This is a genomic window from Bradyrhizobium sp. UNPA324 (assembly GCF_006658635.1).
GTDB classification, from domain to species: domain Bacteria; phylum Pseudomonadota; class Alphaproteobacteria; order Rhizobiales; family Xanthobacteraceae; genus Bradyrhizobium; species Bradyrhizobium nanningense.
On the sequence record NZ_LFJD01000004.1, the window covers coordinates 449,148 to 462,507 of the forward strand.

The following is a 13,360-nucleotide window of genomic DNA, read 5'->3' on the forward strand; positions in this document are numbered from 1 at the left end:
ATGGTCTCGATCAGCCTCCACAACGTCGGTCTCGATTATCCGCTCTACGGCGCCTACGATTATTCGCTGAAACGACGGCTGCTCGGCCATCTCATCCGCGACCCGGGCGAGATGCGGATCATCCGCGCCGTGGACAACGTCACCATCGAGGCCGAAACCGGTGCCCGCATCGGGCTTGCCGGACCGAACGGCTCCGGCAAATCGACGCTGTTGCGATTGATCGCTGGCGTCTATCCGCCGAGCAGCGGCAGCATCGCGGTCCGGGGCAATGTCGTGCCCCTGCTCGGCCTCAACGCCGGCGTCAACCTCGACTTCGTCGCGGAGGACAACATCGCCCTGCTGCTGCGGATCAGCGGCCGCAAGCCGACCCGGGCGATGATCGAGGAGATCTGGGCCTTCACCGAGCTCGAGGCGCGCATGCAGCGAGTGCCGCTGCGGATGTTCTCCTCGGGCATGCTGATGCGGGTGCTGTTTGCGACCGCCACGGCTTTTCCGGCCGACATCCTCCTGCTCGACGAATGGCTCAGCGTGGTCGACGAGAATTTTGCCGAAAAGGCCCAGGAGCGGCTCCTGAACCTCGTGTCGCAGGCGGCGATCGTGATCATCGCCTCGCACGACCAGCCACTGCTGCGCCGGACCTGCACCCGCATCATCAACCTCGATCATGGCCGCATTGCCTCGACCGTCACGGTCACCTCGCCGGCCGCACACGCCCTCGAGCTCCGCGAGAAACGCGCATGAAGCAGAACATCCTCGTCATATCCGAAGCGCTGGGCGAGCCCAACCACAAGCGTGGCATCTTCCATTTCACCCGCGAGCTGATGCGCTCGCTCGCCGCCGAGGGGCATGCGCTGACGCTGCTGGTGGAGACCACGCGGCGCTATCGGAAGCTGCAGCGGCGCGAGCGGCGGACCAAGCTGTTTCCAGCAGAGGCGCGCAACATCGAGCTGCTTGCCCTTTATCGCTTCCTCGACGAGGTCAACATGGCCGAGCCGGTCGTGCGTGGCGGCCTGCGCCGCACGCTCGACTGGATCCGCCACAAGGCCACCATGTCCGTGTCGTGGGACTACATCGTCTGCTTCCTGCGCGCGATCGGGCTGCGGGCCTTGCGCGCCCGGTTGATCGAGAACAGGACGGCTGCGCTCGAATACGTTCCGCCCGACCTGCGTCATCTCGAGTTGTTCCGCGATTTTCAGCTCGAATCCGGCTTCTACAGCTACCAGGACTCCTCGGCCTTCTTCCTGCTGCCGCCGCCGCGGGTCGATGCACGAGGCTACGACGTCATCGTCGTGGACACCCCGACCCGGGTGGCGATCACGCGCAAGCCCGGCGCCAAGGTGATCTGCGTCGTGCACGATTTGTTGCCGCTCACCGACCTCAAGCTCAGCGACGTCGCAACGCGGCTGTTCCTGTCGCGCCTCTTGACGAGCCTGCGTCAGGCCGACGAGCTCGCCTTCGTTTCGAACTACAGCATGATGCGGTTCAGGGAATTGCTGCCGCAATTTGCGCACCTGCCGGCGCGGGTCGTGTATCCCCGCACCCGGTTCGATGCCCCGGATGTCCTGCACCTCCCAGCCCCGTCGGGGCGTCCGGGGCGGCCGAGCTTCGTCGTCATCGTCTCGAACGAGCCGCGCAAGAACGTCGCCACCGTCGTCCGCGCGTTCCGCAGCGTGTCCCAGGCCGATCTCGTCGTGATCGGCTATGCCGGCGAGATCAGCCGGATGCGCAATCTGCCGCCGAATGTCCGCTTCGCCGGCTATGTCGACGAGCACGAAAAGGCCGCCCTGATTGCGGAGGCGCACGGCCTGATCATGCCGAGTTTCGCCGAAGGTTTCGGCGTGCCGATCATCGAGGCCCTCGCTGCGAACACGCCGGTGCTGTGCTCCGACATCGCCGTGTTTCGCGAGGTCGCGGGCGAACTCGCCGACTATTTCGACCCGTTCTCGACCGACTCGGTCGCCGCCTCCATCACCCGCGTGCTGACCCGGCAGGAGGAGTGCCGCGGCAGGATCCGGGCGCGGCGGCACGAGCTCGCCGAGCGCTTCGGCTACGAGACCCAGGCCCGCGATTTCCTCGGGCATCATGCGCCCACGGAAAGCCTTGTCGGCGAGCAACTCGCTTCATACGGATGACCGCCGAATCCGCGTTGTGGCCCGGTCCTGCCGATCAGGAAGGCAGGAACGGCCGATGGAAGAGTTGGCGCAGCGCGGCCACGCTGGTCCGGGCCGCAGACGTCCTCGCCGTCCTGATCGCGGCCTCGCTGCCGTGGTCGACCACGGCGCCCTCGATCTTGGTCGGGCTCTTTCTGCTCGCGGTGACGCCGACCATCGACTGGCGCGACTATTCGGGCAGGCTCGCGCAGCCTGCCTACGCCCTGCCCTTCGCAATCCTGCTGCTCGCGCTCATGGGCATGCTGTGGTCGGACGGGGCTTGGGCGGATCGGCTGCACGCGATCAAGCCGGTGGCAAAGCTCGTGCTGATTCCGCCGCTGCTCTACCATTTCAGCCGGTTGGAGCGCGGTCTTTGGGTTGGCCTCGCTTTTCTCGCCTCCTGTGCCTTGCTTGCCGTCCTCTCCTGGATCGTGCTGCTCGACCCTGCCTGGAAGATCACAGCGACGGCGTCGGCTGGCGTGCCCGTCAAGAACTACATCGACCAGAGCCAGGAGTTCACCCTCTGTGCATTCGCGCTTGCGCTCCCCGCGCTGACCTTCTGGCGCAGCGGAAACGTGGTCGCGACGGCGGCCTGTCTGGCGCTGATCCTGCTGTTCGCCGCCAACATGGTGTTCGTCGCCTCCGCTCGCACGGCGCTGCTCTGCATTGCGGTCCTGCTGGCCTTGTTCGCCTGGAAGCATCTCAACCGGCGCGCAACGCTGGTCCTGCTCGCAGGCACGGTCGCCGTAACCGCGCTAGCCTGGACGACGTCGCCCTATCTGCGCCAGCGGATCACCGACATTGCCGTCGAATATCGCCACGGCCATGAGGACATCAGCCGTGCCTCGACCGCGCAGCGGCTGACCTATTGGCGCAAGGCGATCCATAGCTTTGCCGAGGCGCCCTTGATCGGCCACGGCACCGGCGCGATCAAGCGCCAGTTCGAGCGCGCAGCAACGGGTGAGAGCAGCCTCGATGCGGAGGTCGTCAACAATCCGCACAACCAGACCCTCAACGTCGCGGTGCAATGGGGCCTGCTCGGCGTCGTCCTGCTCTACGCTCTTTGGATCGTCCATCTCCGCCTATTCCTCAGCGAAGGCCTCGCCGCCTGGATCGGGCTCGTGGTCGTCGTCCAGAACGTCGCGAGTTCGCTGTTGAACTCGCATCTGTTCGATTTCCACGAGGGCTGGATGTATGTGCTCGGTGTCGGGGTCGCCGGCGGCATGGTGCTGAAGACAAAAGCCGACAGCGTTGCCAGCCACCGGCTGTAACTACTGGCTGCGCTCGTGGCCGACCTCGCCGGTAATGACCTCGCCGAACAGCTCCCAGGCCTGCCCGTTGAAGCGCATCAGCTGCATCTGCTCGATCGGGAAATAATCGTCCGGGGAGGTGTTGACCATGATGCCCGGCAGCATCAGGTCGGTGTGGAAATCCTTCAGGTTGGCCGCCTGCTTCATGACGTTCTCGCGCGTGAGGTTGTCGCCGCACTGCTTCAGCACCTGCGCCATCGCCTCGGCCTGCACATAGCCGTAGATGTTGTTGGCGTTGGCCTTGTCGCCGTCAGGGTAATATTTGTCCATGAACTCCCGCCATTTCACCACGGCCGGATCCTTGTCCCAGGTCGGATCGGTCGGATCCTTCAGATACGCGGTCGAGATGATGTCCTTGGAATATTCGAGCCCGGCGGGCTTCAGCACCGAAGCGACCGAGGTCGCGGTGTTGGCTAGGAAGAACTTCGGCTTCCAGCCGAGCTCGCCCACTTTCCGGATCGCCTGCGCCGATCCCTTCGGCGCGGCCCATGAGAAGAAGATGTCGGCACCGGAATCGTGCAAGGCCACGATCTGCGAGTCGATCGAGGGATCGCTGACCTCATAGGACTTGTCGGCGATGATCATGCTGGCCTTGTCGCCGAGCCCGTCCTTCAACCCCTTGAACTGGTCCTTGCCTGCGTCGTCGTTCTGCCAGAACACGGCGATCTTGCTGTCGGGGAAATGATCGCGAATGTACTTTGCGTAGATCCGTCCCTCGCTCTGGTAGTTGGGCTGGAAACCCATGGTCCACGGGAAGTTCCTGGGGTCACCAAACTTGGTGCCGCCGGAGGCGACGAACAGCTGCGGCACCTTCTTGGCGTTCATGTATTTCATGATCGCGGAATTCGAGGGCGTGCCGAGCGACTGGAAGATCAAGAGCACCTCGTCGCTCTCCACCAGCTTGCGCGCCTGCTCGATCGCCTTCGGCGGCGAATAGGCGTCGTCATAGCTGATGAAATTGATCTTGCGCCCGTTGATGCCGCTCTGCTCGTTGATCATCTTGAAGAAGGCGGCCTCGGTCTTGCCGATCACCCCATAGGACGACGCCGGCCCGCTATAGGGCATGATGTTGCCGATCCTGATTTCGGTGTCGCTGGCGCCGGGGTCGTATTTCTTCTGCGCCAAAGCCGGTGCCGTGACGAGCACGCCGGCAACAAGCATGGCGAGGGCAGCAAGATTCTTGCGACGACCCGGCATTGGTCTCTCCCCTGTGTTTTGTAGTCTTGTTTTGCAGGGAGTGTCGCAAGGCGGACGGTGGCTGGCAAGCGCCGCGATTTTCCGCAAGATGAAACGGCAGATATGGAACTACACCCTGCGCCGCAGCAGGTGTAAAGCGCGCCCATCGATCGCCAGCAACGCGCTGCCGATCACGATGGCGCCCGCGATCTCGCGCGCGGAGATCGGCTCCCCCAGCATCAGCCAACCTAAAAGGATGGCGGTGACGGGAATGAGCAGCGTCACCAGCATGACGTTGCTCGCGCCCGATCGGCGCACGATCTGAAAGAAGACGATGTAGGCGAGCGCCGTCGACAGAGCGGCAAGGCCAAGCACCGCGGACCACGTCGCAACGCCTGGCATTGCGAGCCGCCATGGCTGCTCCACCACGCCGGCGACAATCGCCATCATCATCGTCGACACCATCAGCTGAAACGTCGCCGTGCCCAGCGGCGGTGAGTCCTTGAGCAATCGCCGCGCTGCCAGTGCGGCGAATCCATAGCTGAGGGCCCCGCCCAGGCAGAGCAGGATGCCGAGCCCCTGCCCCGATCTCGCCTCGATGCCCCACCCGCGCAGGATGACCACACCGATAAGGCCCAGCGCCACGCCGGCCACGCGGCGGATATGCAAGGTCTCCTCGCCTGCCGCCGCCATCACGACCACCGTGAACAGCGGCGTGGTCGCATTCAGGATCGATGCCAGCCCGCTCGGGATGAAAGTCTGGCCGATCACGATCAACGAGAACGGGATGGCATTGTTAAGCAGCCCGATCGCAACGAACGGCGTCCAACCCGTCATGCCCTTGGGCCAGCCGATCCCCTGCAGGCGCAGCAGCGGCAGCAGAATAGCCGCACCGAGCGCGACGCGCAGGAACACCAGCGTCAGCGGCGGCAATTCCCGCAAAGCCGCGCCGTTGAAGAAGAACGAGCCGCCCCAGAGGATTGAGAGCACGGCGAGCAGCGACCAGTCTCGCGCGTCGATCCTGTCGTCGTTCGGGGGCATTTGTTTCACCTCGGCGCAACTGCTCGCCTAGGCCGAGGCAGGGATTCTCGCCACCCGATTTCCGACAAGGCGCCGGCACTTCGCAACAAGACGGCTCACGCCTCCTGGCGTTTCCTTGCATCCCCGACGATATCGGCAATCACCGCTCCGATCACCAGCGCTCCTCCGATGAGCGCATGCACGGCCGGCACCTCGCGGAAAGCCACCCAGATCCAGAATGCCATCAGCGGCGTCTCCAGAGTGGCGATGAGAGAGGCCTGCCCCGAAGGCAGCAGGCGTGAGCCGAGCATGTAGAACGTCAGGCCGAGCGCGACCTGGAAACAGCCGAACATCGCGAGGATCGCAAGGCCGTTGCCGCCGACATGGGCGATATCGTGGGCAAACGGCAGGCTGACGAGGCTTCCCAGGAAGTTCGACAGCGCTGCCGCTGCAACCATCGAGGTCTCTCTATGGCGTCGAACGACGACCGTCATGGCCGAGATGGCGACCACCATCAGGCAGCTCAGCGCCACGCCGCGGACATCGGCGCCGGCTTCGACACCGCCAACGGTAATGGTCACGCCGGCAAACGCGACGAGACTTGCGATCACCGTGCGCCATGTCGCGGCCTCTCCGAGCCACAACCACGCCAGCGCAGCCGCGACGAACGGCTGCGTGGCGATGAGCACCGCGACATTCATCACCTCGGTCATCTGAAGCGCGGGAATGAACGAGACCATGCCGATCGTGGACAGGGATGCGACGAGCAGGCCGCCCCTCCCGGGCACAACCAATTGCCACAGAGCGGCCCGGCCCTGCATCACCATGAGAAACACGCTAATCAAGCAGCCGGCGAACAGGCCGCGCCAGAACAGAATGGTCCAGGGATCGAACGGCAACAACCGGGTGAAGAACGGCGCCGTGCTCCAGGCAATCGCGGCAGCGACGACGAGGGCAATGCCGAGACCGCGTTCCGATCGAGGCTGCCCCATATGGATGCGCCCGGCTTAAGACGGCTTCTTCGGCCGCGACACCAGCTCGATCATCTTGCCTTCGTCGTCATCCGGCATCGCGGCCTTGGCCTGCGCGTAGGCTTCGACCGCGGCGCGGGCGACCAGAGGCTTGCCGGCCAAGAGGCTCTCCGCCAGCTTCACGGCGTAGGCGGCATCCTTGTGCCGCAACGCCGCCGTGAAGGTCGCGCCGCTGAAGTCGCGGGCGACCATGCGCTTGGAATGGCGCGCGACCTGCGGGCTTGCCGCAACGCCCGCCTGGATCGACTCCAGCACCAGGTTCATGTCGAGCCCGGCCTGCTCGGCGATCGCAAGCCCCTCGGCGAGGCCGGCGATCTGGATCGCGCCCATCAGATTGTTGATGAGCTTGTAGACGGTGCCGGAGCCGACCGCGCCGAAATGGCGGATGGTCGCGCCGATCGGTTCGAGATAAGGCCGCGCACGTTCGAGATCGGCGGCATCTGCGCCGACCAGCAGCGTCAGTTTCCCGGCGGCCGCCGCGTCCGGCAATCCCGTGACGGGGCAATCGATGTAGATCAGCCCGCGCGCGTTCAGCTCGCGGCCCATCTCGCGGGCGTGGTCATAGGAGACGGTGGAGCATTCGATCGCGATCGTGCCGGCCTTGGCGGTCTTGGCGGCGCCCTTCGGCCCGAGCCAGACCGCGCGCGAGGCTTCGTCATCGGCGACCATGGTCACGACGGCATCGGCATCGATCGCCGCATCCTCCGGCGAGGTCGCCCAATGCGCGCCGCGCGCGATCAGGTCCTCCGCCTTGGCCTTGCTGCGATTCCACAGCGTCACCGTGAAGCCGGCATCGAGATAGCGGCCGGCCATGCCGTGGCCCATCCGCCCCAATCCGATGAAGGCGACGCGGGGCATGATCAATCCACGTCCTCGATGTCGGCACCAGTGGTGCCGAAGGCGCGCTGCGCCAGAGTCGCGGCCATGAAGTCGTCGAGCTCGCCGTTGAGCACGCCCGACGTGTCGGAGGTTTGCACGCCCGTGCGCAAATCCTTCACCATCTGGTAGGGCTGCAGCACATAGGAGCGGATCTGGTGGCCCCAGCCGATATCGGTCTTGGCGGCCTGGTCGGCGGCGGCCTTCTCCTCGCGCTTCTTCAGCTCGATCTCGTAGAGCCGCGCACGCAGCATGTCCCAGGCCTGGGCCCGGTTCTTGTGCTGGGAACGGCCGGCCTGGCAGACCACCGCGACACCGGTCGGGATATGCGTGAGGCGCACCGCGGATTCGGTCTTGTTGACGTGCTGGCCGCCGGCGCCACCCGACCGCATCGTATCGACGCGAACGTCGGATTCCTTGATGTCGATCTTGATGCTGTCGTCGATGACCGGAAAAACCTGCACGCTCGAAAACGAAGTGTGCCGCCGCGCGTTGGAATCGAACGGCGAGATGCGGACGAGGCGATGCACGCCGGCTTCGGTCTTCAGCCAGCCATAGGCGTTGTGGCCGGAGACCTGGATCGTCGCCGACTTGATGCCGGCCTCTTCGCCCTCGGACTCTTCGAGATACTCGACCTTGAAGCCGTGCGTCTCGGCCCAGCGCGTGTACATGCGCAGCAGCATCTGCGCCCAGTCCTGGCTCTCGGTGCCGCCGGCGCCGGCATGGACTTCGAGATAGGAATCGAAGCGATCGGCCTCGCCCGACAGCAGCGCTTCGAGCTCGCGCCGCGCCACTTCCTTCTTGAGGTTCTTCAGCGCAGCTTCGGCCTCGGCGACGACGCCGTCATCGCCCTCGGCTTCGCCGAGCTCGATCATGCCGATATCGTCTTCGAGCTCTTGCTCGACCTTGCCGATGCCCGAGAGCGAATCCTCAAGCGAGGTCCGCTCCTGCATCAGCTTCTGGGCCTTCTGGGGGTCATTCCAGAGATTGGGATCTTCTGCGAGCTTGTTCAGCTCAGCGAGGCGCGCCGTCGATTTCTCGACGTCAAAGATGCCTCCTCAGCAGCCCGACCGACTGCTTGATCTCTTCTACCAACCGTTCGATTTCGGCGCGCATGTCGTTCTCTGATGTCGCGGAATGGGTCCGCGTTCGATTGCAACGGGATGTAACGGCGGCGGCTGCAAAGCGCAACCGCCGGAACCGCGATCGTCTGTGTTATCCGGCCTTAGTAGAGCCCGCCGGTGCCGGGCCGCATGAAGAAGCCGGAATCCGGCTGCTGTTGCTGCGAGGCCGGCATGCGACCGTCGGCGTCGGCCACGCCGATGACCGAATAATTGTCCGGCGGCGCCGTACCCGGCTTGAAGGCTTCGAGGATGGTGCCGCCGGTCTCGCCGGGACCTGCGCGCATGCCCGTCTTGGAGACGACGCGCACAAGCTTGATGCCGGCAGGCACCTTGAACGGAACCGCGGGCTTGTCGGCGAGCGCGAGCTTGAGGAAATCGCGCGCGATCGGAGCCGCAAGATGGCCGCCGGTTGCGGCATTGCCTTTACCCAGCGGACGCGGCTTGTCGTAGCCCATATAGATGGCGACGGCGACGTCGGGCGAGAAGCCGACAAACCATGCATCCTTGGCCTCGTTGGTGGTACCGGTCTTGCCGGCGACCGGCTTGCCGACCTCCTTGACCACGGTCGCGGTACCAGCCTGGACCACGCCCTCCATCAGCTCGGTGATCTGGTAGGCGGTCATGGAGTCCAGCACCTGCTCGCGACGGTCGATCAACTGCGGCTCGGCCTGGTTCTTCCAGCCGCCCGGCGCGTCGCAGCCGCGGCATTCGCGCTGGTCGTGCTTGAAGATGGTGCGGCCGTAACGGTCCTGGATACGGTCGATCAGCGTCGGCTTCACCCGGCGGCCGCCATTGGCGAGCATCGAGTACGCCGTGACCATGCGCATCGCCGTCGTTTCGCCGGCGCCGAGCGCGTAGGACAGGTAATTCGGCAGCTCGTCATAGACACCGAAGCGGCGGGCATATTCGCCGATCAGCGGCATGCCGATGTCCTGCGCAAGGCGCACCGTGACCGTGTTGAGCGATTGCCGCAGCGCGTTACGCAGCGTCACCGGTCCCTGGAATTTGCCCGAGGAGAAGTTTTCCGGCCGCCATACGCCAGCGCCCTGCCCCTGATCGATTTCGATGGGCGCGTCGAGCACGACGGTCGAGGGCGTATAGCCGTTGTCGAGCGCAGCCGAATACACGATCGGCTTGAACGACGATCCCGGCTGCCGATAGGCCTGCGTAGCGCGGTTGAACTGGCTCTGGTCGAACGAGAAGCCGCCGACCATTGCGAGCACGCGGCCGGTCCAGGGATCCATCACCACCATTGCGCCGGACACTTCGGGGATCTGGCGCAGCCGGTACTGGCCTTCGACCGGTTGTCCCTCCTTGCTGTAAAGCGGATCGGCATAGATCACGTCGCCTGGCTGCAGCACCTGCGCCACGGAGGTCGGCGTCTTGCCCTTGGTATTGCCCTGAGCCGCTCGTGCCCAGCGCACGCCATCGAGTGTGACGAGGCCGGTCTCGCGCTGCTTGCTGACGGCGCCGCCAAGCTCGCGGCTCGGCTGGAAGCCGATGCGCGCCGACTGGTCGCTGGTCTCCAGCACCACCGCCATGCGCCACGGCGAGATGTCGGACAGCGATTTGATCTCGGCGAGCTTCACGCCCCAGTCGCCCGACGTATCGAGCTTGCTCATGGCGCCGCGATAGCCCTGCTGCTCGTCATAGTTCACGAGGCCGGCGACCATGGTTTTCCGCGCCATGACCTGAATCTTCGGATCAAGCGTGGTGCGGACCGAGAGACCGCCCTCGTACAGCTTCTTCTCGCCATAGCGCTCGAAGATGTCGCGACGGACTTCCTCGGCAAAATATTCGCCGGCGAAGGTGTGAGCGCCGTTGGACCGGCTGGTGACGGCCAGCGGCTCCTTGCGCGCCTTCTCGGCGTCGGCCTGCTTGATCCAGCCGTTCTCCTGGAGGCGGTCGATCACGTAGTTGCGGCGTTCGACAGCGCGGTCGCGGTTACGGACGGGATGCAGTGTCGCCGGCATCTTCGGCAGCGCAGCCAGATAGGACGCTTCTGCGACGGTCAACTCGTTCACCGACTTGTCGAAATAGACCAGCGAAGCGGCTGCGATGCCGTAGGCGCCCAGACCGAGATAGATCTCGTTCAGATACAGCTCGAGGATCTTGTCCTTCGAATAGGTCTTCTCGATCCGCATCGCCAGCAAGGCTTCCTTGATCTTGCGGGCGAACGAGACCTCGTTGGTCAACAGGAAGTTCTTGGCGACCTGCTGGGTGATGGTGGAGGCGCCCTGCGGACGCCGGTTCGAGCCGTAGTTCTGGATGTAGACGAGACCCGCGCGCGCCATGCCGGTGTAGTCGATGCCGCCATGCTCGTAGAAGTTCTTGTCTTCGGCCGCCAGGAACGCATTGATCACGAGCTTGGGGACCGCCTGGATCGGCAGATAGAGCCGCCGCTCCTTGGCGTATTCGCCGAGCAGCGAGCCATCGACTGCGTGCACCCGGGTCATCACCGGCGGCTCGTAATCCTGAAGCTGAGAGTAGTCCGGCAAGTCCTTGGAGAAATGCCAGATCAAGCCTGCTACGGCCCCGACACCGACAAGGAACACCACCGTTCCCGCGGCGAACAGGAAGCCCATGAACCGCACCAGCAAGCGCATTATCTGTTTATCCGTTCAAAGTCTGGATCAGCCCAGTACCAGTATCAGCCCAGTATCGGTCCCTTGGCACCCCAAACTGGCGCCAACCTCACGTCGCGAATTCCGCCGGCCTACGCAATACCGTCAGTGCCGGACTTAAGACGCTTGCCGAACAGGATTCTCGCCGATTCCGGAACCCCCTGCGGCATTTTTATAAAGCGCCCGCTGTGGCCAAACTAGGGCCTTTGCGACGGGACGGAAAACCCCTTCAGTTCGAAGATCCCCGGGGGGCGTCATTTGACGATCCCCCCGGGGTCGTCAATTTGACGATCCCCGGGTCGTCAATTTGACGATCCCGCCGTGGCCATCCGTTTGGTCAAAAACCCGTCGATTGCCTGCGCCATCGAGCCTACGGCCTTGGACCGCCAGCCCTCGGAGACCAGATGCTCAAGGTCGCCCTTGTTGGAGACGTAACCGATCTCGACCAGCACCGACGGCACGTCGGGCGCCTTCAGGACCCGGAAGCCGGCCGACTTCAGCGGATGCTTGTGCATCCGCACCGTCGACTTCATTTCACCCATCAAGAGGTGGGCGAAACGGTTTGAAAAGGTGCGGGTTTCTCGCTGCGTGAGGTCGATCAGGATGTCGGCGACGTCGGTCGGCTCCTCCGCGAGGTTGAAACCGGCGATCGCATCTGCCCGGTTTTCCGCATCCGCCAGCCGCTGGGCCTCGGCGTCGGACGCCTTGTCGGACAGCGTATAGATGGTCGCGCCCTGCGCATCGCCCTCGGCACGCGGCAGCGCATCGGCGTGAATCGAGACGAACAAGGCCGCCTTGAGATTGCGGGCGATCTTGGTCCGGTCATTGAGCGGAATGAAGGTGTCGTCGTCCCGCGTCATGACCGCACGGTACTTGCCGGCCTTCTCGAGCTTGTCGCGGAGCGCCAACCCAAAGGCCAGCACCAGGTTCTTCTCGCTTTCGCCGCTCGACTGCGTGCCATTGTCGATGCCGCCATGGCCGGGATCGATCACGACCACCGGTCGGCCATCGGCCTTCTGCTGCGCCGTGTCCGGGGCGGTGGACGCGGGAGCCGTTACAGGGGGCGCCTCGGCGATGGTGGGCCGCAGTTCGGGGCGGTTTTCGGGCGCAAGCGCCTGCACGAAGGCGGCACGGTCGACCTCCTCCAGCTCCAGCACGAGCCGGGCCGGCTGGCCGTTGGCCGCCTCGACCACGTAGGACTTGGCGATCTTGGCCGGTCCGGTCAGGTCGAACACGATTCGCGAGCCGCCGGGCATGACGAGCCCGTAGCGGAACGCCTTGACCAGTCCGCGCCCCCCGGCCCCCGTGCCTGCGGGCAGCTGAAAATTCACCTGCGGCACATCGACGACGATCCGGTACGGGTCGGCCAGCGTGAGGGCGCGGAAGGTGATGGCCTGGTCGATGTCGAGAATGAAGCGCGTCTGCTTGCCGTCGCCGGCCAGCCGGGCAGCCGAGGCGATCGGAAAATTCGCCGCCGCAACAGCGGGTTGCTGCTGGCTTTCCGCTGCCCTCAGGCGCGAGGAATCGGCACATGGCAACGCTGCGGCGCACAGCAGCGCGCATCCCAGCAAAACCCGTTGATTTGTGCGGCTCGCCACCGATTCCGTGCCTCCGAGCGGCCCTTTTAACGCAATAGAACCACAGGGTTAATCCATCCTTAATGACAGAAGCGCGAAACTCGCCGACTGTGACCGCCGTGCGACGCTCCCTTGCACGGATGGCTCATTCCTCGTATGTACGGAATGCTGACGGCCGATATTTCAGGTTGTGTCGCATTCAGCCTCCCGGTGCAGCGCCGGAACTCTCAAGGTTTGGGAATTCCAGCGTTTTCCGTTTCCCTCTAAGACCAGCGCGGTGCGCGGCAGCGAGTGGAACGGGTCAAGCGTCGGCGGCGGAACGGTCCCGGGTTACCACTCACGTTGCCGGGACGGTTCTGACAGCGACGTAACTCATTACCCGGTCCCTTGATCCCAAGGGAGCGGTTCGTGACCCCCAAGGCGAGCGCGCTCGCGCCATGCCTGGCCAGCAGCAACTGATTGAAGGGCGGCC

The 13,360-nt window shown here is 64.6% G+C and carries 10 protein-coding genes; 3 read left to right on the plus strand and 7 right to left on the minus strand.

Features of this window, described 5'->3' with window-relative positions; genetic code table 11:
- From UNPA324_RS02060 to UNPA324_RS02070, 3 genes are read left to right on the plus strand one after another with little or no spacing between them, the layout of a single operon-like run.
- Entirely contained in the window at positions 1-741 is a 741-nt protein-coding gene (locus tag UNPA324_RS02060) for an ABC transporter ATP-binding protein (RefSeq protein WP_128921984.1), read from the plus strand.
- Positions 738-2,132, plus strand: coding sequence for a glycosyltransferase family 4 protein (locus tag UNPA324_RS02065; RefSeq protein ID WP_181769261.1), 1,395 nt, complete (start codon positions 738-740; stop codon positions 2,130-2,132). The genes UNPA324_RS02060 and UNPA324_RS02065 overlap by 4 nt, the downstream gene beginning before the upstream one ends.
- Positions 2,129-3,421 carry an O-antigen ligase family protein gene (locus UNPA324_RS02070; protein ID WP_141933204.1) on the plus strand — a complete coding sequence of 431 codons (1,293 nt, stop codon included), beginning with the start codon at positions 2,129-2,131 and terminating at the stop codon, positions 3,419-3,421. The genes UNPA324_RS02065 and UNPA324_RS02070 overlap by 4 nt, the downstream gene beginning before the upstream one ends.
- Here UNPA324_RS02070 and UNPA324_RS02075 read toward each other — a convergent pair whose 3' ends face one another.
- From UNPA324_RS02075 to UNPA324_RS02105, 7 genes are all read right to left on the minus strand, one after another.
- Positions 3,422-4,657, minus strand: a complete 1,236-nt coding sequence (locus UNPA324_RS02075) for an ABC transporter substrate-binding protein (RefSeq protein ID WP_141933206.1) — start codon at positions 4,655-4,657, stop codon at positions 3,422-3,424. It abuts the gene before it with no gap.
- A gap of 108 nt (positions 4,658-4,765) precedes the next feature.
- On the minus strand, positions 4,766-5,677 hold the full coding sequence (locus UNPA324_RS02080) for a DMT family transporter (protein WP_141933208.1): 912 nt from the start codon (positions 5,675-5,677) through the stop codon (positions 4,766-4,768).
- A 95-nt stretch (positions 5,678-5,772) separates the two neighbouring features.
- A complete protein-coding gene (locus UNPA324_RS02085) occupies positions 5,773-6,648 on the minus strand; it encodes a DMT family transporter (protein WP_141933210.1) in 876 nt (291 codons plus the stop codon).
- A 15-nt stretch (positions 6,649-6,663) separates the two neighbouring features.
- Complete coding sequence (locus UNPA324_RS02090; RefSeq protein ID WP_141933212.1) at positions 6,664-7,545, minus strand: NAD(P)-dependent oxidoreductase; 882 nt, start codon at positions 7,543-7,545, stop codon at positions 6,664-6,666.
- Between the two features lie 2 nt (positions 7,546-7,547).
- Positions 7,548-8,679 (minus strand): peptide chain release factor 2 gene (prfB, locus tag UNPA324_RS02095; RefSeq protein ID WP_128921990.1). Its coding sequence is split into 2 segments (ribosomal slippage): positions 7,548-8,609 and positions 8,611-8,679, totalling 1,131 coding nucleotides; the frame shifts between segments, so codons are not numbered across the junction.
- A 109-nt stretch (positions 8,680-8,788) separates the two neighbouring features.
- On the minus strand, positions 8,789-11,293 hold the full coding sequence (locus UNPA324_RS02100) for a penicillin-binding protein 1A (RefSeq protein ID WP_128921991.1): 2,505 nt from the start codon (positions 11,291-11,293) through the stop codon (positions 8,789-8,791).
- 320 nt (positions 11,294-11,613) lie between these two features.
- On the minus strand, positions 11,614-12,909 hold the full coding sequence (locus tag UNPA324_RS02105) for an N-acetylmuramoyl-L-alanine amidase (protein WP_141933214.1): 1,296 nt from the start codon (positions 12,907-12,909) through the stop codon (positions 11,614-11,616).
- Positions 12,910-13,360 lie beyond the last annotated feature (451 nt).

What these genes read in the sequence shown, in the direction of transcription:
- UNPA324_RS02060 (WP_128921984.1), top strand. Translation starts at nt 1, where the DNA reads ATGGTCTCGATCAGCCTCCACAACGTCGGTCTCGATTATCCGCTCTAC.
- UNPA324_RS02065 (WP_181769261.1), top strand. Translation starts at nt 738, where the DNA reads ATGAAGCAGAACATCCTCGTCATATCCGAAGCGCTGGGCGAGCCCAAC.
- UNPA324_RS02070 (WP_141933204.1), top strand. Translation starts at nt 2,129, where the DNA reads ATGACCGCCGAATCCGCGTTGTGGCCCGGTCCTGCCGATCAGGAAGGC.
- UNPA324_RS02075 (WP_141933206.1), bottom strand. Translation starts at nt 4,657, where the DNA reads ATGCCGGGTCGTCGCAAGAATCTTGCTGCCCTCGCCATGCTTGTTGCC.
- UNPA324_RS02080 (WP_141933208.1), bottom strand. Translation starts at nt 5,677, where the DNA reads ATGCCCCCGAACGACGACAGGATCGACGCGCGAGACTGGTCGCTGCTC.
- UNPA324_RS02085 (WP_141933210.1), bottom strand. Translation starts at nt 6,648, where the DNA reads ATGGGGCAGCCTCGATCGGAACGCGGTCTCGGCATTGCCCTCGTCGTC.
- UNPA324_RS02090 (WP_141933212.1), bottom strand. Translation starts at nt 7,545, where the DNA reads ATGCCCCGCGTCGCCTTCATCGGATTGGGGCGGATGGGCCACGGCATG.
- UNPA324_RS02100 (WP_128921991.1), bottom strand. Translation starts at nt 11,293, where the DNA reads ATGCGCTTGCTGGTGCGGTTCATGGGCTTCCTGTTCGCCGCGGGAACG.